Source organism: Algoriphagus sp., assembly GCF_029254265.1.
GTDB lineage: Bacteria > Bacteroidota > Bacteroidia > Cytophagales > Cyclobacteriaceae > Algoriphagus.
In genome coordinates, this window is sequence record NZ_JAQWXX010000012.1 from 42,970 (window position 1) to 62,511 (window position 19,542).

Genomic DNA, 19,542 nt, shown 5'->3' on the forward strand with positions numbered 1-19,542 from the left:
CCTAAACAGATAAGGTTATCGGACGTTCTCACTTACACTTATGATATCATCTTCCACCATAAAGCATCTGAGACTACCATTTTCATTGTTTTTGATGCCAGTTTTTCTTTTTGCACTAGCACTTACGCCTAACTTGAATGAGGCTAGGTTGTTATGGGTTTTTCTGGCACTCCACCTATTTTTATATCCTTCAAGTAATGGATACAATAGCTATTTCGACAAAGATGAGGAAAGCATAGGAGGCTTAAAGAATCCACCTAAAGTGACAAAGGATCTATATTGGATTTCCTTGTTGTTTTTTGCAATCGCAATTGGGCTAGGAGGGTTGATCAATTGGAGTTTTGCAAGCATGCTATTTTGCTATGGGCTAATAAGCATGGCTTATTCCCACCCTTCAATTCGAATCAAAAAATACCCTTGGCTCAGCTGGTTTATAGCGGGATTATTTCAGGGTTACTTTACATTTGCAATGGCCTATGCTGGCCTTAGCGATCTTGGCTGGGACATTTTCACTAAAACTCACGTCATGATCCCTGGTGTTTTGACAAGCCTCATGCTTTGGGGAAATTATCCTTTGACACAAGTCTATCAACATCGAGAAGATGGAAGAAGAGGCGACCGAACCCTGAGCCTTTTATTGGGAATCAAAGGCACCTTTGCGTTTTCGGCCTTTCTTTTTGCACTGACAGGAGCTGCGTTCGTTTGGTATTTTCTTGATCGAAATCAAACCAGCATCATGTGGATTTATGTATCCGCAATGGCACCAATTATCTTATTTTTCTTTCTTTGGTTCAGCTTTGTTCGGACCAACCCGGAGAAATATGCAAATTATAATTGGGCCATGGGAATGAATTCCATTTCTGCTCTTGTCCTGAATGCATTTTTCATATACTATTTTTTGGAAAACACTCAGATTCTCCAGGTATTCGGATATTAAAAAGGCTTTCCATGTGTATTTTTGATGATCTGCCTTGCCATAAATGGCACATGGGCTATCAGATTTCGGGTAAATCTGGATGCGCTTTTTGACCCAAAAAGAGTCTGAACGCCTCTGCCAATCATCAATCTTCTTTCAAAAAGTAACTTCCAGTTAGAAGTATAATAGTGTTCAATTTCTTCCCTAGCGCTTAAGTTAATGAGTGCTTCTGCTGCCAACTTACCGGCTTGAATAGCCATTGCCATTCCATTTCCACAAAGTGGTGTGATCAAACCAGCGGAATCTCCAACCATTAGAATATGTTGCTCCACTGGCATTTTAGCCTCAAAGTTGATTTCATTAATCACCTCAGGTTTATCAAAAAGGAATTCACTTTCAGAAAAAATCCGTTTTAAATGGGGGTTTTTGTATAAAATTTGTTGTTCCATTTCTTCAATGGAACCCATAGATCTAAGCTGATCCCTGCTGCCTAGATAACATAGATTTACTTTATTTTCTTCTATGGCATTTACACCGCAATAACCTCCTGTGAAATTATGAAGCGCAACAGTATTTCGGTCTATTTCTGTTTTTACGTGGTATTTAACACCAATATAGGGGCTACGTTTTTTTATAAAATCCCGATTTAAGACTTTATCAAGTTTTGATCTTTTTCCAAAAGCGCCTATCACATTAGTTGCTGTCAAGACTTTACCATCTGCCAATTCCAAAGTAAAATCCACCTGATTGAAGGATATGTTTTCTACCTGATTTCCAGTCCAGATTTCTGCACCATTTTCTAAAGCCCTTTGGTATAAAAAATCATCTAAGACATACCTACTGATTCCAAACCCTCCAAGGTCTAAAGGAATAGTCGTGTTTTTACCCCTAGTGTCGGAGAAAATAAAACGATCAATCTGAGGTAAGTCCAAAGGAGGTAGCAAACCCTCTCTTTTCAAAAAATCAAGAACTTCATTCGAGAGATATTCCCCGCAAACACGATGAAATGGGTACACTTTTTTCTCAATTAAAAGTACCTGTCTACCGGACTTTGAAAGTAAATTGGCTGCAATCAACCCCGCAAGACCTCCTCCTATTATTAAATTTTCAAACCTATCTACCACTCTATTGCCTTTAATTTTAAGAATAAACCGCCTATCAAAAATGAAGGTTCATTAACTACCCTTTGTTGAAATTGGCTGTTTAATTATCCAAAACAAAAATTAAATATTCATGAGAAACTCACTACCCAAATTACTTAGGAGATTTACATTAATCCTAGGAGTCTTGGGCGTAATGTTCTACTCTGGGGATACTTTGGCACAAAAAAAGAAGAAAAAAGATGCCAAGAATACCCCAGCTGCGACAGCCGCTCCAAGTAGACCCGCTAATGGCGGTGCAAAAACCAATGGACCAAAACCGTACGGTGAGGTAATTACAAAAAATGCTAAGTCGAAAGATGGATTATTTAAAGTCCATGAGATTGAAGGCAAATACTTTTACGAAATCCCAGATTCATTACTAGGTCGAGACATGCTAATGGTGACCACAATAGCTAAAACTGCAGATGGTTTAGGTTATGGTGGAGAACGTACCAATACCCTTATGCTTCGCTGGGAAAAAAACAATGATGATATTCTTTTAAAAGTGGTTTCAGTAAATAATTATGCAGCTGATTCACTTCCTATAGCGATTGCAGTTCAAAACTCTAATCTTGAGCCAATACTTCAGAAATTTGATATTAAATCCAAATCAACTGACTCTACTGGTATTGTAATCGAGGCTACCGATTTATTCAGCAAAGATGTTCAAGCTTTAGGATTGCCTCGAAACAGAAGAACACAGTACAAAGTGACCAGATTGGATAGCGATCGATCTTTTATTTCGCACATCCATACATACCCAATGAATATCGAGGCTCGATATGTAATGACGTACAATGCTACTGATCCACCTTCCAACAGTTCTACAGGTTTGATCACCTTGGAAATGAACTCTTCTATGCTTCTTCTTCCAAAAGAGCCAATGATGCAGCGACTTTCCGATCAGCGTGTAGGTTGGTTTAGCAGATCAATCGTTGATTATGGTTCCGATCAGCAGAAAGCTGCTTCAAGAACATATCTTGACAGATGGAGACTTGAGGTGAAGGAAGAGGATATGGAGAAATTCAAGCGGGGAGAATTGGTAGAACCAAAGAAGCAGATCGTGTATTACATTGATCCCGCAACTCCGAAGCAGTGGGTTCCTCACCTTATCGCAGGGGTTGAAGATTGGCAGGTGGCATTTGAAGCCGCTGGTTTCAAAAATGCTATTATCGCCAAAGAAGCTCCGACAAAAGATGAAGATCCTACTTGGAGCGCGGAAGATGCACGTTATTCTGTGATCCGTTATTTCGCTTCAGATATTCAGAATGCTTATGGACCACACGTTTCCGATCCTAGATCTGGAGAGATCCTAGAGTCTGATATTGGATGGTACCATAACGTAATGAATCTGCTTAGAAACTGGTTCTTTATCCAGACTGCAGCGATCAACCCAGATGCTAGAGGTGTTAACTTCGACGATGAGGTTATGGGTAGATTAATCCGCTTCGTATCCTCCCATGAAGTTGGTCACACACTTGGACTTCCTCACAATTTTGCTTCTTCTCATGCTTATCCAGTAGAAAAGCTTCGGGATGCAGCCTTTACAGCAGAGATGGGTACTGCTCCTTCAATTATGGATTATGCCAGATTCAACTATGTAGCGCAGCCTGAAGATAAAGGTGTGAGCTTGATGCCGAATGTGGGTCCATATGATAAGTATGCCGTAATGTGGGGTTATAGACCAATTCCAGGAGCTAAAAGCCCAGAGGATGAGCAAGCTACATTGGATAAATGGATCATGGAAAAACAAGGTGATGCTGTGTATAGATACGGTCGTCAGGGAAATAGCTACGACCCTACCGCGCAAAGCGAGGACTTAGGAGATAATTCTATGCTCGCTTCTGAATACGGAATCAAAAACTTGAAGCGTATCATGCCAAACTTAATGGAGTGGACCAAGGAAGAAGATAAGCCTTTCAAGGATTTTGATGACTTAGAAGAAATGTATGGACAAGTAATCACTCAATTCAATCGATATATGGGTCATGTAAGAACCAATGTTGGTGGAGTAGCAGAGATCTACCGTGCATCAGGTCAAGATATCCCAGTATATATCCATACTTCAAAAGACATTCAAAAGTCTGCAGTGAACTTCTTAAATACCAATCTTTTTGCCACTCCGGAGTGGATGATGGATGAAGAAATTATTTCAAGAATCGGTGACTTCGGTTCCTTAGAAAGGATCAGAGGTATTCAGGTGACAACTCTAAATGGAATACTAGAGTGGGGAAGACTTGGACGAATGATCGAAAATGAAGCATTGAATAATAATGATGCTTACAAGATGACTGAGCTTTTTGATGATTTGAGAAAAGGAATCTGGACAGAACTGAGTTCAGGAAGAACTATCGATGTACATAGAAGAGCTTTGCAAAGAGCGCATATTGAAAGATTGGAACTTCTTTTAACCGGAAGTGAGCCTAATCTTCCAGCAAATTTCAGAAGGTTTGCAGGACCACAAATCAATGCTTCTCAATCTGATATTAGACCTATGGCAAGAGGGGAATTGAAAACTTTGCAGGCAAACATCAGATCTGCGATCCCAAGAACTTCAGATAAAATGTCTAAACTTCATTTAGAAGATGCTTTGGAGCGAATCAATACGATTTTGGACCCAAAATAAATCTGAAAAGATAAATTTAAAAAGGGGCGTTTGTTAAACGCCCCTTTTTTTGTAAGAAAGTAATTTCCTTATTTTTAAGCAAGATTTCAATCATGACAAACGCCCTTTCGATACTACAAAATCACAAACTCAGAATCACAGAATGTAGATTGGAGATCATACAAGAATTTTTAGAGAAGCAAGTTGCTTTAGCACACAGTGATTTAGAGGACAGATTAAATAGCCAATTTGATCGAGTTACGATTTACAGAACGCTTAAGACTTTTTTAGACAAGGACCTCATTCATAAAGTACTAGATGACAGTGGAGCCACTAAATATGCCTTGTGTGCCCATGAGGAAGAAGACCACAATCATGAGCACGTGCATTTTAAGTGTGAAAAATGTGGTGAAACAACCTGCCTTGATTCAATAGCCCTTCCTAAAATCACATTACCCTCCGGGTTTAAAAAACGAGAAATGAGCTTACTGGTACAAGGTATTTGCGATAAGTGTCACTAAAATTCAACCGGCTCCGGAGAATTAGTTTTAACAGGACTATCTGATGGCCAAATTACCCCTGGAGGCAAATCTATCTTTGGTGGAGTGATATTATCAACCCCTCCATCACCATCATCATTTCTGTTATTCCCTTTACGAAAGGAATTTTTCGACATGGTGGCTACAAAATAAATTAGAATAATGTATGCCAAGCCACAAAGAATCAAATCAATCACCAAACTGCTCATACTAAAAATTTTATGATAATATAATTGAATACTACTTTTAAATCAATGCATTATGCGAAATGTTTTTAATCTGGTGATTCTTTTATGATTTATTTCGGCTTGCTAAATCCCAAGGATAGGTGGATATTTGCGGTCTGAAAATTTAAAGTAATGATTGTAAAAACTAAGAAATATAAATTAGAGTCAGGTACTTACATTAAGATGGGGCTGATCAGCATTATCAAAGAGCAATGGTGGGTAATACCAATCGCTTTATCGATTTGTTTAGGTTACTTCTGGATTCCTTCTATTTGGTGGTTTATTGGTGCATTGATCGCCTATGGACTTTATGTCCTTTTTTGGGCTATCCAATTTACCGGAGTCACACAGATGGAGCAAAACAAAGTGATTTTTGAAAAAATGGCTTATGAAATCGACAGTCGCCAGATATTAATGAAAATCAATACCAAGCAAGGAATGCCCGTTCAATGGAATATGATTAAAAAGGTAGAGGTGACCAAAGATGCCTTTGTATTATACCTTTCCAAAGCACAATTTATCCACCTTCCTTTTAGAATATTCAATTCGGACAATGAGCGAAAATTCATGGAGACGATTCTTCGTAGAAAAGAATTTATAAAATGAAAAAGGGCTGCCAATCGGCAGCCCTCTCTTTTTAAATTGTAATTCGAATTACATTGGAGGTAGGATAACTGTATCGATTACGTGAACGACACCATTATCAGCCATAATATCTGCTGCAGTTACAGTAGCATTGTTGATCATAGCTTTTCCATCTTTCAATGTTACTGTGATCTCACTTCCTTGTACTGTTGTAGCTTTTTGACCATTCTTTAGATCTGTTGAAAGAATTTTACCTGGAACAACATGGTAAGTCAATACAGCTACCAATTTTGCCTTATTCTCTGGCTTCAATAAATTCTCAACAGTACCTGCTGGAAGTTTTGCAAAAGCTTCATTGGTTGGAGCAAAAACTGTAAATGGACCATCTCCCTTCAATACGTCTACTAAATCTCCTGCTTTTACAGCAGCTACTAGAGTAGAAAGGAAATCAGTTGCAACTGCAAGATCAACGATGTCTGCTTCTACTTCGTGAACAGAATCATTTTTTGGGGTAAATGATGATGCAAAAACTAGCAATGCAATCATCATTATGCTTGTGAATTTTTTCATGATAGAAAATAGTTTTGGTTAGGGAATACTAACACCTTGTTTAAATAATTGTTTTTCAAGGATTTGTTAAGTCATAAAATTGAAGGGGATTTTATGTACAACGGCTTTTAACTTGGTTAAGCGGAAGAATACTCATTATCTTCAATCACAAAAAAGTATATCCTTCCAGAAAAATCATCCCAAATGCAAATCAAATTGATAGCTGTAGGTAAGACAGACCACCCCTCGGTCATTCAATTAATAAAAGAATATGAGTCTAGGTTGGGTCATTATATTCGATTTGAGTTGGAGATAATACCAGACCTTAAAAACACCAAAACTCTTTCAGAATCACTTCAAAAGGAAAAAGAAGGAGAATTAATTCTAAAAAAAATTTCTCCCTCAGACGATCTCATTTTATTAGATGAGCACGGCAAAAGTTATTCATCCATCGACTTTTCAAACCTTCTTCAAAAGAAAATGAACTCAGGTCTGAAACAGCTCATTTTTGTAATTGGTGGCCCATACGGCTTTTCTGAGGCTGTTTATGGAAGATCTAATGGCAAATTATCAATTTCTAAAATGACTTTTTCGCACCAGATGATCAGACCATTTTTTGTTGAACAACTATACAGGGCATTTACAATTCTTCGAAATGAACCTTATCATCATGAATAAATAGAATTATCTCAATGTTAAGTTTTGGATAAATATTTGTTTCAATGTTACTGATTTGTTAATTTTAAATTAATTTGGTAACAAAGGATTTATCCATTCATGAAAAAAGCGCTTCTCTTTACATTCATTTTACTTCTGCAGGGGATCATTTCCTTTGCCCAGGAAGTAGTGGATCAGCTAGAGGAGATTAAGTTTGAATCAGTATCAGAGGAAAAGCATTGGAAAAAAGGTCAAGAATCACCTTATAATCTATTCAGAGCGGTGCATGCTGAAATTGACCCTTCGGATGAAAAATGGGTAAACCTAACACAGGAATTAGACAAAAAGCACAACAAAAAAGGAAATTCCCTTGCCCTACTCAGAAGTATTTTTGAAAAATCACATCGGGATCTTTTCAAAAAATATGAGCAGCACTCATCTTTTAATGCAATGTTGTCTGAAGGAAAATTTGACTGCGTAAGTGGTTCAGCGGCATTGGGTCTATTGCTTGAGCGATATGGATTTAATTTTGAAATTATCGAGACCGATTACCATGTGTTCATAGTGATTGATTTTGATGGTAGAAACATCATTTACGAAAGCACACTTCCGGTTGGAGGAATGATCACCTCACATAGCCAAGTTATCGCATATCTGGAATCCTACAAGCCTACTAATAATACTCCGTTTTATAATCTAAATCAACGACTTGGCGATCCTAACAGGGTTTTGGAAGATAGATCTATTTTTAGAAAAGTGTCATTGATCCAGTTAGCTGGTCTTCAATATTACAATGACGCGATACTACATTTTAATGAGCAATATTTTTCTGATGCATCTTTACAATTAAACAAAGCTTTGGCCTTGTACCCATCTCCCCGCATAGAAGGATTAAAATCTCTTGCGATTGAGCAAGCTTATAAAACATTTGGCAAAGACATAAAATAAAAAAAAATGACTCTCATCTCTGAGAGTCTTTAAAGTCACTTGTTCAATCACCCAATAGACAAGTATTTGCTCACCAAAAAATTTAAGATCCAACAATCAAGAAAATATTACTGACATCAGCTAAGCAGTTATCTCCAATTGGATAACCAGTTTAAGCCAGGCTCTCCAAAAGTAGATCTCAATACATATTTTCGCTATACGACAAATGCCCTATTTGAGGTAGGGCATTAGATTGGAATTAGTGATGATGTCCTCCTGGACCATGAACATGCCCGTGAGAAATCTCTTCAGGATCAGCATCTCTTACGGCAACAATTTTTCCTTCAAAGGATAGATCATACCCTGCTAAAGGAGGATTAAAGTCCATATGAACACCCAAATAATCGATTTTAGTGATCTCTCCTTTGATCTGATTGCCTTTATCGTCCTGCATTGGAATTACTTTGCCTACTTTCAGAAGATCCTGATTTTTCTTTCCCTCTTGCTTAAAATTAGACTTTGGAATAATTGTCTTCCGCTCCTCATAGTAATCTCCATAAGCATTTTCAAAATCAATAAAAACGGAAAAGGAATCGCCCGCTGATTTTCCTATCAAGGCTTCTTCGAATTTTGGGAAAACTGAATCTGTTCCAATTAAAAACATGAAAGGAGCATTCTCAGGCACATTTTCCCAAGGCTGCATCCCTGTTTCACCATTATCAACTTTAAGGTCATAGCAAATGGATACAACCTTGTGTTTTTCTACTATCATAGTCTAATGAAGAGTTATTTGAATAAATAGGTTAGCCCTACTTGACCTACAAAATTTTTCCTATCATAGCCTGGTACAAAATATTGATCAGGTTGGTTTTCCAAAAACCACATGTAGTTCAGAGTATTGACATATTGCATTCTCGCATTTACCAAGATGTTACCAAATTGCCAATCTGCTATAAATGAAGGAACTAGATCAACATATTTGTTTCTAAAGTCCTTAGAGGCTTCATATCTATAATAATAAAAATCAAGATTATAGACGATTCGCTCCACTTGAAAACCGATTCGATTCATCTTGTGAACCCAGGCAAATTCCACAAAAATCTGATTACTTGCAGGTCCATTTCCTACACCTAGCACCTGCCCGTTATGAGTATAACCATGACGGACATGATCATGAATGTACCAAGTCTTCAAGCTTCTGATATCATCTCTTATAGTCTGTCCGGTCTGAGTCATCTCGGAACTAATCTGGAAATAGTGACCTGGTTTATTCAAATCCATCAAATGGGAAAACCCGAATGTAAATCCTCTTCCGGATTCCGGAGTAATTATGAAATCACCCAATCTCCTGTTGTTTCCACGAGTTCCGTATTCACCATAAAATTCAAAGTGACCTTCTGGGCTTAGCCATCTGAAATACCCGGAACTGAATTGTTGTCGCTTGTCACGAATAGGATCATATATGTTTTCTGATCCTTTTCGGCCATTAAAGATCGGGAGTACATCAGCAAAATCAGTGATATCATCTCGATAAAGATGGTTGGTGGAGCCGTATCCCAGAAAGAGTCCCGGTACCCACTTAGGCTGATAGGTAAATACTATCCCAGAAAGAAATCTATTTCCATTAGCTTGTTTTGGAATGTAGGCAGGATTCTCCTGGATGGTATAATCAGGCCATGGGGGCAAATACTTACTAGACTTCAAAAACCCAGCAATTATTTGACCTTCAAATGACCCGATTTTTGTTTCTACTGGTTTTCTGGTATTAGCCGTGAAATGTAGGAATCCTGGTGCATTATTACCCAATAATAGTGAATTGCGTCTGCCCGGACCCCACCACAGGTTTTCTGTAGAAATTCCAACTGAATACTCTTTGAAATTATACCGTAAACTTGACTGACCCAGAAATAATTTGTTGTAGGCTCCCGTCCCAAATCGTTCCGGTGTATCGATACGATTCATATACTCATAATAGAAAAGAATCGTGGCTTGGTGCTCAATAGGGAATCCTAGGTAATCCTTGTTTTGAGCCATTAACAGCTCCGGCTGGAGCTGAAGACTGAAACCTTTGTATTCTGCATATGCACCTGCACTAATTATATTTTGAAAACCTCGATTTGGAATAAATGCCCCGTCATTAACCCCGAAAGCATAATTAGAATTGTATTGCAAACGATAGGTTGCCGGCATCGTTAAGAATTTAACTTGACCTTCTGGGCCAAGTCTTCTGTGGAATACTGAATTATCAAAGTCTACTATTGAACTGTCTAAATCAAAGCCATTTTTGAACCCAAATGCATCCACAGGATAAAGCGGCCTTATCATAAAAGAAGATGCAGAGTCAATATTTCCTAAAAGTTGCGCTCGTCGGAGGTAGTCATCCAAAACTGGAGTACCCAAGGAAATGGTCTGCGAAAACCCTTTCGGAAGAAGTCCAAACATTAAAAATGCAAGGAGGAATAGACTAAATACCTTATTTCTATTCATCATTTCAAAATTAAAGCTTCAACGGTGATACCTGCCAAAGACCAAGATTCATCGCAAACGGGATCGGGTGAGTTCGTAGCCGAAAGATCTGAATTCATGTATATTCTCACATTCGAGTTCTGATGTTCTACGATTTTAGAAATGCTATACCGGGTAGTATAATTTTGAAAAGCGCCAAAAAGACACAATCCTGGCATATTGGTCTTCACCGCATCAGTCTTCGGTCTATTTTGTCTAAAATATGTATCAGGATAAGATTGATACAAGCAGTATGTGGATTCGCAAGGAGAATTTGAAAAGGTAGTTCGGAAAACTTCTTCATTATCTATTCCAAAAAACCAATAATCAGGTCCTCCGATTCCATCATTAGGATTCCCATCCCAGCTATCGTGAATCAGAATATCGAGCGTAATTTTTAATAAATTGTGAGAAGGAAGGTCGTCTAGATTAACTGCTATTTCCTCATTATGATAAAAACCTGCCACCGTGTCGTTCTGGAATACAAAAAGCTTTCCATTTTCGAACCCAGCCAAATCAAGTGTGGAAAAATCATTAGAATACACGACTCGTTCAGATTCAAGGGTATCTGTACAAGATAACAAAGCAAAAAATGAAATTATTAAAACAAGGGCTGTCCTTCCACGCTGCCAACTATTAAGACCCATTTATTTTTTGTCTATTTAGGAAAAGAATAACTGCAAAATAACGAAAAACCATCCAAAAGAGAATAAACAAAAGGGAGCAAATTGGACAGAGTCCAAAATTTAATTTGTTACTTTTACCTTACTAACAGAATTTACATGGCTATTTTTACTATCGTCGCCGGTGCACGACCAAATTTCATGAAAATTGCGCCCATCATTCACCAACTTCAGAAAAAACAAAAAGAGGGGTTTGATGTAAACTTTCGACTTGTACACACCGGACAGCATTATGATAAAAAGATGTCTGGAGACTTCTTTGAACAACTTAATATTCCTGAACCAGATGCAAATCTTGGTGGTGGTGGTGGTACTCAAGCAGAGCAAACTGCTGCCATTATGGTTGCTTTCGAAAAAGAGCTTCTGGTAAATCGCCCTGACATTGTGCTCGTTGTAGGTGATGTCACTAGCACTTTAGCTTGTTCTATAGCAGCAAAAAAGCTTCAAATCGATGTTGCCCATGTGGAAGGAGGAATTCGCTCCGGAGACTTGACCATGCCTGAAGAGATCAACAGAATGGTAACAGATAGCATTACAGATCATTTTTTCACTACCTCAGAAATCGCGAATACCAACTTGAGAAAAAGTGGTTTTGCAGAGGAGAAAATCCACTATGTAGGAAATACAATGATTGACACGTTGATGGCTCAGATGCCAAGATTTCAAAAGCCTGAAGGTGAAATCTTTGAAAATCTAGAACCAGGAAAATACTTCGTAATGACCATGCATCGACCCGCAAATGTGGATCAAGAGCATAAGCTTAAGGCTATGATTGATGCAATTTTAGAAGGAACTAAAGGTCTCCCAATTATTTTCCCTGTTCACCCAAGAACAGCTAAAAATCTACAATCCCTTGGTATAGATGCTCCAAATCTACTTATGAGCGATCCTTTGGGCTATTTGGAGTTCAATTACCTAGTGAAAAATGCAAAAGGTGTGATCACCGATTCGGGAGGAATTACTGAAGAGGCGTCAGTGATGAATGTCCCTTGTGTCACCCTTCGAGACAATACAGAAAGAGCTGAAACCATACACTTGGGCACAAATGAGCTCGCTGGAACTGATCCTACTAAGCTTAAACCCTACCTCGAAAAAATCATGGCGGGTACTTGGAAGCAATATCAAGGAATTCCAATGTGGGATGGGAAAACGGCTGAGCGAATCGTGGATATTTTGATTGAATCTTATTCCTGATCTAGCATGAGAAACGGGGATCGAGTCAATTTCCTTGTAAAAAATCTTGAGCTATTGCCACATCCTGAGGGTGGGTTTTATAAAGAAACTTACCGCTCTCCGCAATCCGTACTCACTATGGACGGGGATAGAAACCTGACGACCTCCATCTACTTTTTATTGACATCTGATCATGTGAGTAGGTTTCACAGGATTAAGAGCGACGAGCATTGGTATTTTCATGAAGGAAATTGTTTGACAATTCACTTGCTAAACAATCAGGGCCATGAAAAATTAGAGCTTGGTTTGCTTTCCCAAAAATCCAAACCTTATCATTTTGTGCCGGCAAATACGATTTTTGGAAGTAGTATTGAAGAGAAGCATGGCTATGCTCTGGTTTCCTGTGTAGTCTCACCAGGATTTGATTTCAAGGATTTTAAACTTTTCACAGAGGAAGAGTTACTCCATGATTTCCCCAATCATTCAGAGATCATTACCCAATTGACATAAAAAAAGCTCCCAGAATCTGGGAGCCATTTTCACTGTGGTAATTTTATTGGTTAGAATGAGAATGCCACTCTAAATGTCATTTTAACACCAGGAGCTAAACTTGTGAAGATCTGATCTTGCGCTTCGTAAGATTGGAATACCAATTCTCTCCTATCGTTTAACATATTTTGAATTCCAAATCCAGCTTGAATTCGCTCATCCGCACCAAAGGATTTATTGATATTCAAGTTTAAGCTATGGAAAGGAACGGTATAATTATCGGTTTGATTTCCAAATCCAACAAAGTTCAACGTTGGTCCTTGCACGTTATAAAATAGACCAGCTTCCCAACCTGTAACAAAGCTTTGATATGCTAAGCCCGTGTTGATAATGTATGGTGCCTGGCCAGCCATGCTCCTTGTGTCCTCTACAGACTCACCCTCACGAGCAGAGAGTTGTCTTGATCTGAATTCTGACCCAGACATTTTGATTGTAGATTCAGTGATCGTCACGTTAGTATTCCAAGTGAAATTTTCTAATGCTGGAGCTAGGAATTGAAGACTCTTTCTGAATTCGAATTCCAAACCTATCACTTGACCATTTCCTACGTTTCTTGGTTGAAATGATCCAGCATCTGACAAGAATTGAACAATTTCAATTGGTCTGTCAAATGATTTGTAGAATGCACTTGCAGAAAACATTTGACCTCTTTCCTGGAATGCTTCCCATCTTACATCAAAGTTATTTATTCTCGTTGGAGTCAGCTTTCCATCCCAAATCACTTCTGATCCACCATTAGTTACTTCTTGGAATAATCCACCAATAAATGTTCTTCCAGTGATTGGATCTAAGATCTCAGCATAGGACAATTCTTTGAAAGATGGTCTGGCAATAGTTCTAGTAGCAGAAAATCTTAAATTTTGTTTTTCTTTTATTGAGTAGATTAGGTTTATAGTAGGAAAGAAATCAGTCTCATCCAAAACAGTATCATCATTTAACACAATAGAACCGTTTTGATTTGTACCAGTATATTTCTGTACATAGTTTTCCATTCTCAAACCTACCACAGCTTTCAGTTTTTCAGCAGGATTGATTTCAGTTGATAAATAGGCTCCAATGCTATTTACATTTGAATTGTAGGAGTTTGGATTGATTGGGATAAAGCTTGGATTATATCTAACCCCATTCCGGTTGTTTGCACTGAAAAGATTTGCATCATCTAAGATTGCATTTGGATCTCCAGTGAAAATGGTATTACCTGTAGGAAACTGGAAATTCTGAATATCAAAATCACGTGTCTTGTACACATAATTACCTCCAAATTTGAATTTCGCGTCTCTTCCAAATACGCTATACTGATTAGTCAAATCCAATTTACCGACTATGTTTTGCTCATCAAGATTTCTCCAGATACGCTCTGGAAGCCCCACTTCAGTAGAAATTGTATTTGTTGGTTCTCTAAATCTAGTAAATCGAATATCCGGATCATTGATCTTAGAGATAGTTGGTGACACTTTCCAATTCACATTCCATTTACCACCAGCTAAAAAGTGTTCCCCTCCCAATAATATGTTGGTCAAAGAACGCTCACTGTACTCTAAGTTATATTGCTTTGCCTCAAAATTCGCTCCCAGGTTAGTTCCAATAAAATCAAACACGCCAGCCTTAGATTCACCATTCTGAAGCTTCATAAAATTCAATCTAAACTTCGAATTCTGAGTTTTTAAAGCTACTCCTGCTATACCACCAAGAAGGACATTATTTACTCCATAATCACCTTTCTGTCTTTCTAAAGGTTCTAATTCGTTTACATTAGATTCACTTGGCTTTCCATATAAATTGAATTCTGCTCCCTGATAAAATTCGGTTTCATTTTTATAGGTCAAAGCGAAATTATAGCCCCAAGTTGCTCTTGATCTTGCGATTTGATTTCCTAAAGAGAAACTCAACCCCATATCCATCAGGCTATTACTTCTATAACCTCCAAGGGTTTTATTAAAATTTCCCAAGATATTCTGATACTCTAATCCTCGGGGACTATTGGGATTACCCACTACATCAGCATATTGTGGGATATCAGTGATACCTGCCGTTGGATTAGCTCGTGTACCATCATCATATCCTAACCAATCTTTTTTACCACCATCGTATTTAACATAGTTTGGATTAAAGTGCATGGAGGGATTAATTCCTCCACTCAAACTAAGTCTCATTGATTTTTCTTCTGGAAAATCTTTTGTTTCAATATCTACCACTCCTCCGGTAAAATCAGCAGGAAGATCTGCCGTAAACGACTTCGAAACAATGATATTATCAATAACGTTTGTCGGGAAAATATCCATTTGGATAGAGTTTCTGTCAGGATCCAATCCTGGGACATCTACACCATTTACTACGGTCTTAGTATATCGATCCCCAAGACCTCTGACGTAAATGTATTTCCCTCCTTCGATAGATACACCTGTTACTCTCTTTACAGCGGAAGCTGCATCTCCATCACCAATTTGACGGAATGTGCTTGCTGAAATACCATCCAATAAGTTGGCAGCATTTCTTTTTACAGACATCAAAGCAGATTCTGTTGTACGTATTGCAGACGCTGCAATAGTTACAGTCTCAAGTTCTGATGCTTCTTCAGCCATCAGGATGTCATTAAGAACATTTGTTTCTCCAGCTTTTACTTCAACTGCAGTAAGCTCTAATGTAGCGTAAGAAATGTAAGAGATCTGAAGGGTGTAAGATCCTGGCTCAACTTGAATTTCAAATTTCCCATCAAAATCAGTGATGGCACCAGTGGAGGTTTCTTTGACTAGAACTGAGACTCCGAAAATTGGTTCTCCTGTTCCTTCCTCAAAAATAGTTCCTCTGATGGTTCCTTTTTGAGCGAAAGCAAATCCTGCGATAATTTGTGAAAGTACTACAAGGACAATGATCAAGGTCCTTTTCATGAATACTTTGTTTGAGTTCTTTTTCATACAGCAATTGAATTTTAATAAAGAGAAGGAGGAAGTTTCCTTGCGAGGTCTTCCTCCTTCTAATATTATTAAAAGATATTATTTAAAGTCAGCTAATTGTCCATCTACTGCAGCCCATGACCATGTTGCGAATGCGGCCTTAGTTGCTCCTACTGTGTTTGCATCAGCAGCTACTTCTGTTGCTGAAGCAACAGTTCCACCCTTGAATACCGTGCTTAGAGAAACTCCTTGAGCAAGTGTAGCTTCTAACTTGATGAATTTAAGTGAACCATCAGCGAAGTTTGCCACAGACTTATCACCAGAGATAGATAGGTCACCTCTTCCATCAGTTGTAGCTGGATCAGCAAAATTGAAGAAGTAAAGATTCTCAAATGTTCCTCTTGCTCCATCTCTGAAATCACCTAGCTCCGCTACATTATTTCCTTTAATGGAACCATTTTTCAATGTATGACCAGCCAATAAAGCTCCTTCAGGACCGTCAATTTCTAAAGTGTGATCAGTTTCGGATCCAGCGATTACGATAAAGTTATCCAAAGTACCAGCCCAAGCTTGATCGGTATCCATTCCATCATCACCAGGATTCCAAACGATAGCATTCGTTACGTTTACAGTTCCTCCGAACCACTCAATTCCGTCATCTTGGTTACCAATCACCTCTACATTTTCGATCACTGTTCCAGAACCAACACCACCTAGCGTAATTCCATTAATCTCATTTCCTTCACCGATGTTTGCACCACCATGACGAACTGAGACAAATTTGATTGTACCTGAATTATCGGCAGCGTCTGTTCCACCGTAAAGTCCATTAGTATCTGATGGTGGAATACCTTCAATTTGTTTTTCAGTCAAATCCCCAGCTACTGAAATTGGAGCTTTTCCTAAAATAAGCAAACCACCCCAAAGACCATTCAAGTCAGGCGTCAAATTTGGAGATGCAATTTGGCCTGGAGCAATATTATCAGCAATTGTGGTAAAAATAATTGGAGAAGAAGCTGTTCCTTCAGCATTAAGCTTAGCACCTCTAGCGATGATTAAAGCAGTTGCATTTGATCCTGAACCTGCTTCACCCTTTACAACCACACCATCTTGGATGGTCAGGGTGGCACCAGAAGTTACTGTGATTCTTCCACCCAAAATATATGTTTTACCTTTTTCCCAAGTTGTATTTGCAGTAATATTTGAAGTAACTCTTATTACTGTAGCCTCTGCACCTACTGTAAGTACGTGAGTAGCAACCGCGAAATCTCCGTCAGTATCAGTTACTCTAAATTCAAAAACAATATTTTTACCTGCATCTGCAGGTGTTGCAGTATATTCAAAAGGAGCTGAAGCTGTTGTCCCTGACAGAGGAACAGTTGCGTAAGAAGCCCCGTCTTTAGTAATAGATAAGGAAACAAGTCCATCTAAAGCAGTTGCTGAAGCAGTTACTGGACCTAAAGTCGCTCCAGCCTCAATCGTTGCAGTAGCTGGAATCCCCGAAAGTGTAACACCATTATCTGGTTTTTCTTCGTCTTTACAACCTGTGAGTCCGATCACGATTGCAGAAAACATTAATAATAGATAATTAAGTTTTTTCATTTGGTTTGTATTAATTGAATTGTGGTTTTCCATTTTTTGATGCTACAAATGTGGCGCAATAAATACCCCCAAAAGAATTATCTGAATTATCCTTTTTTTAAAATTCCATACAGAATTTAATATTGAATTAATAAAAATGGCATAAAAAAAGGGCTGCTTTGATAGCAGCCCTTTAAACCGTGTTTTTATGTTACTTCAATGTTACCGACTTATTAATCGGCACTTTTTCCAGGAGAATTTTTACAAGGTCTCGAGTATTGATTCCATCAGCTTCAGCTTCATAATTCAAAATTATTCGGTGATTTAGCACATCCTCAGCAATTTCTTTGATGTCCTCAGGCAATACATAATCTCGTCCATCCATATAAGCAACTGCCTTGGAAGCGAGATTCAAATTAATGCTTGCTCGAGGAGAAACCCCAAACTGAATGTATTTCGCTTCATCCTTCAAACCGTATTGAACTGGGAATCTGGTAGCAAATACCAACTCAATAATATAGTGTTCCAAAGGCTCTGCCATTTTCACCGCATTGATCTCATTTCGGATGTCAAATACATCTTGTTTGGTAAGCATGGCATTGACTTCTGAACTGAAAGTCATATTCGCCATTCTCCGCATGACTTCCATTTCATCGGCTTTGCTTGGATAATCAATATGCACCTTCATCATGAATCGATCGACTTGCGCTTCAGGCAATGGGTAAGTTCCTTCTTGATCTACCGGGTTTTGTGTTGCCAATACCAAGAATGGGCGATCTAGCATAAAAGTGGTCTCCCCAATTGTAACCTGCTTCTCTTGCATGGCCTCCAAAAGTGCAGATTGCACTTTAGCTGGAGATCGGTTGACCTCATCCGCCAAAATCAAATTGGAAAAAATCGGACCTTTTTTCACTTCAAAACTACCGTTCTGTTGATTATAGATCATCGTACCGATCAAATCGGCAGGAAGTAAATCAGGGGTAAATTGGATTCGGTTAAAATCTAAATGAAGTACTCTTGCCAGTGTATTTACAGTTAGCGTTTTCGCCAAGCCTGGCACACCTTCTAATAAAATGTGTCCATTGGTGAAAAGACCAATCAAAAGTCGATTGACCATTTTGTCCTGACCTACAATTACTTTCTTTACTTCCTGAATTACATCTGCTATTTTTTCCTGATACATGGAATGAATCGTTTTGGATTAGTATTCGAACTCTAAAATAGAGGTTTTTGCTCCAACCAACAATCTTAAATCTTCCGAACGGTAAAGCCTGATTTTAAGGTGAATTTTATGATTTTTTAAGAGGAGGATATTTATGATACTTTTATAACCTAATGATTAAGGCTAGATTTATTTATGGCACTCAATTTCTTTACCACAGAGCCGCAGAGAGCACTGAGGTCTCACAGAGAAAATTATTTTTACATAATTCATTATCAACTATTTATCAAAACACTAAATAGTCATTAGTTTAGTTCCTATGAATGAAAATGAAACTACCTCAAAAATAATTGGAGCTGCAATCGAAGTTCACAAGCAGCTAGGACCAGGTTTATTGGAAAGTGCATACGAATTTTGTTTGGCGCATGAGTTAAGAACCCAAAATTTAAAAGTAGAGACACAAGTCATCTTGCCTGTTGTTTTCAAGGGTATTAAACTCGAAGCTGGCTATCGATTGGATCTTTTGGTTGAAGATAGAATCATTGTAGAAATTAAAGCAGTTGAGGAATTGGCAAATATTCATTTAGCTCAAACACTTACCTATTTGAGACTAGGGGGATTCAGACTTGGATTACTAATTAATTTTAATGTACCAAAGTTGGTAGATGGCTTAAAGAGAGTGGTTAATGACTAACCAATGGTCCCAATTACATCCGTGGTATTCTCTGTGTGTTCCGTGACTCTGTGGTGAAAAAAATATTTGCTTAACACAGAGGCACAGAGAGCACTGAGGTCTCACAGAGATTTTATTTCAAAAAGTATTTAACCTCCTATTCCCATAATCCAAA

General features: G+C 38.2%; 18 protein-coding genes. 9 read left to right on the forward strand and 9 right to left on the reverse strand.

Going from position 1 to position 19,542, the window contains the following annotated elements:
• Positions 1-40 precede the first annotated feature (40 nt).
• Positions 41-937, forward strand: coding sequence for a UbiA family prenyltransferase (locus P8O16_RS01290; protein WP_300310060.1), 897 nt, complete (start codon positions 41-43; stop codon positions 935-937).
• On the opposite strand, the gene P8O16_RS01295 is transcribed toward P8O16_RS01290, so the two are convergent.
• On the reverse strand, positions 934-2,040 hold the full coding sequence (locus tag P8O16_RS01295) for an NAD(P)/FAD-dependent oxidoreductase (RefSeq protein WP_300310062.1): 1,107 nt from the start codon (positions 2,038-2,040) through the stop codon (positions 934-936). The genes P8O16_RS01290 and P8O16_RS01295 overlap by 4 nt on opposite strands.
• A gap of 109 nt (positions 2,041-2,149) precedes the next feature.
• Between P8O16_RS01295 and P8O16_RS01300 the strand changes: the two genes are divergently transcribed.
• On the forward strand, positions 2,150-4,684 hold the full coding sequence (locus P8O16_RS01300; RefSeq protein WP_300310064.1) for a zinc-dependent metalloprotease: 2,535 nt from the start codon (positions 2,150-2,152) through the stop codon (positions 4,682-4,684).
• Between the two features lie 92 nt (positions 4,685-4,776).
• Positions 4,777-5,184: a Fur family transcriptional regulator gene (locus P8O16_RS01305; protein ID WP_300310066.1), complete on the forward strand. Its 408-nt coding sequence runs from the start codon at positions 4,777-4,779 to the stop codon at positions 5,182-5,184.
• Here P8O16_RS01305 and P8O16_RS01310 read toward each other — a convergent pair.
• A complete protein-coding gene (locus P8O16_RS01310; protein ID WP_300310068.1) occupies positions 5,181-5,411 on the reverse strand; it encodes a hypothetical protein in 231 nt (76 codons plus the stop codon). The two genes, P8O16_RS01305 and P8O16_RS01310, sit on opposite strands and share 4 nt — an antisense overlap.
• Positions 5,412-5,561: 150 nt before the next feature.
• Between P8O16_RS01310 and P8O16_RS01315 the strand changes: the two genes are divergently transcribed.
• On the forward strand, positions 5,562-6,035 hold the full coding sequence (locus P8O16_RS01315) for a YcxB family protein (protein WP_075348972.1): 474 nt from the start codon (positions 5,562-5,564) through the stop codon (positions 6,033-6,035).
• 48 nt (positions 6,036-6,083) lie between these two features.
• Here the strand turns inward: P8O16_RS01315 and P8O16_RS01320 are convergent, their stop codons facing one another.
• Positions 6,084-6,584: a fasciclin domain-containing protein gene (locus P8O16_RS01320; RefSeq protein ID WP_300310071.1), complete on the reverse strand. Its 501-nt coding sequence runs from the start codon at positions 6,582-6,584 to the stop codon at positions 6,084-6,086.
• 183 nt (positions 6,585-6,767) lie between these two features.
• On the opposite strand from P8O16_RS01320, the gene rlmH reads away from it, so the two are divergent.
• Together rlmH and P8O16_RS01330 are read left to right on the forward strand one after the other, a co-directional pair.
• Positions 6,768-7,241, forward strand: a complete 474-nt coding sequence (gene rlmH, locus P8O16_RS01325; protein ID WP_300310073.1) for a 23S rRNA (pseudouridine(1915)-N(3))-methyltransferase RlmH — start codon at positions 6,768-6,770, stop codon at positions 7,239-7,241.
• A gap of 99 nt (positions 7,242-7,340) precedes the next feature.
• Positions 7,341-8,168, forward strand: a complete 828-nt coding sequence (locus P8O16_RS01330) for a hypothetical protein (protein ID WP_300310075.1) — start codon at positions 7,341-7,343, stop codon at positions 8,166-8,168.
• Positions 8,169-8,406: 238 nt separating this feature from the next.
• Here the strand turns inward: P8O16_RS01330 and P8O16_RS01335 are convergent, their stop codons facing one another.
• Genes P8O16_RS01335 through P8O16_RS01345 form a run of 3 tightly spaced genes read right to left on the reverse strand, consistent with a single transcriptional unit; the run spans position 8,407 to position 11,299 of the window.
• Positions 8,407-8,919, reverse strand: a complete 513-nt coding sequence (locus tag P8O16_RS01335) for an FKBP-type peptidyl-prolyl cis-trans isomerase (protein ID WP_300310077.1) — start codon at positions 8,917-8,919, stop codon at positions 8,407-8,409.
• Between the two features lie 14 nt (positions 8,920-8,933).
• Complete coding sequence (locus P8O16_RS01340) at positions 8,934-10,637, reverse strand: capsule assembly Wzi family protein (protein ID WP_367182790.1); 1,704 nt, start codon at positions 10,635-10,637, stop codon at positions 8,934-8,936.
• Positions 10,634-11,299, reverse strand: coding sequence for a hypothetical protein (locus tag P8O16_RS01345; protein ID WP_300310079.1), 666 nt, complete (start codon positions 11,297-11,299; stop codon positions 10,634-10,636). Before P8O16_RS01345 ends, P8O16_RS01340 begins: the two co-directional genes overlap by 4 nt.
• A 135-nt stretch (positions 11,300-11,434) precedes the next feature.
• On the opposite strand from P8O16_RS01345, the gene wecB reads away from it, so the two are divergent.
• The gene (wecB, locus tag P8O16_RS01350) at positions 11,435-12,529 is read left to right on the forward strand and encodes a non-hydrolyzing UDP-N-acetylglucosamine 2-epimerase (protein ID WP_300310081.1); all 1,095 of its coding nucleotides are present in this window, start codon (positions 11,435-11,437) and stop codon (positions 12,527-12,529) included.
• 6 nt (positions 12,530-12,535) lie between these two features.
• The gene (locus P8O16_RS01355) at positions 12,536-13,018 is read left to right on the forward strand and encodes a cupin domain-containing protein (RefSeq protein WP_300310083.1); all 483 of its coding nucleotides are present in this window, start codon (positions 12,536-12,538) and stop codon (positions 13,016-13,018) included.
• A gap of 50 nt (positions 13,019-13,068) precedes the next feature.
• Here the strand turns inward: P8O16_RS01355 and P8O16_RS01360 are convergent, their stop codons facing one another.
• The 3 genes from P8O16_RS01360 to P8O16_RS01370 form a co-directional block, all read right to left on the reverse strand.
• The gene (locus tag P8O16_RS01360; RefSeq protein ID WP_300310090.1) at positions 13,069-15,945 is read right to left on the reverse strand and encodes a TonB-dependent receptor; all 2,877 of its coding nucleotides are present in this window, start codon (positions 15,943-15,945) and stop codon (positions 13,069-13,071) included.
• A 105-nt stretch (positions 15,946-16,050) separates the two neighbouring features.
• The gene (locus P8O16_RS01365; protein WP_300310085.1) at positions 16,051-17,553 is read right to left on the reverse strand and encodes a hypothetical protein; all 1,503 of its coding nucleotides are present in this window, start codon (positions 17,551-17,553) and stop codon (positions 16,051-16,053) included.
• 190 nt (positions 17,554-17,743) lie between these two features.
• Positions 17,744-18,715 carry a MoxR family ATPase gene (locus P8O16_RS01370; RefSeq protein WP_300310087.1) on the reverse strand — a complete coding sequence of 324 codons (972 nt, stop codon included), beginning with the start codon at positions 18,713-18,715 and terminating at the stop codon, positions 17,744-17,746.
• Positions 18,716-19,013: 298 nt separating this feature from the next.
• Between P8O16_RS01370 and P8O16_RS01375 the strand changes: the two genes are divergently transcribed.
• Positions 19,014-19,388 carry a GxxExxY protein gene (locus P8O16_RS01375; RefSeq protein WP_300310088.1) on the forward strand — a complete coding sequence of 125 codons (375 nt, stop codon included), beginning with the start codon at positions 19,014-19,016 and terminating at the stop codon, positions 19,386-19,388.
• Positions 19,389-19,542 lie beyond the last annotated feature (154 nt).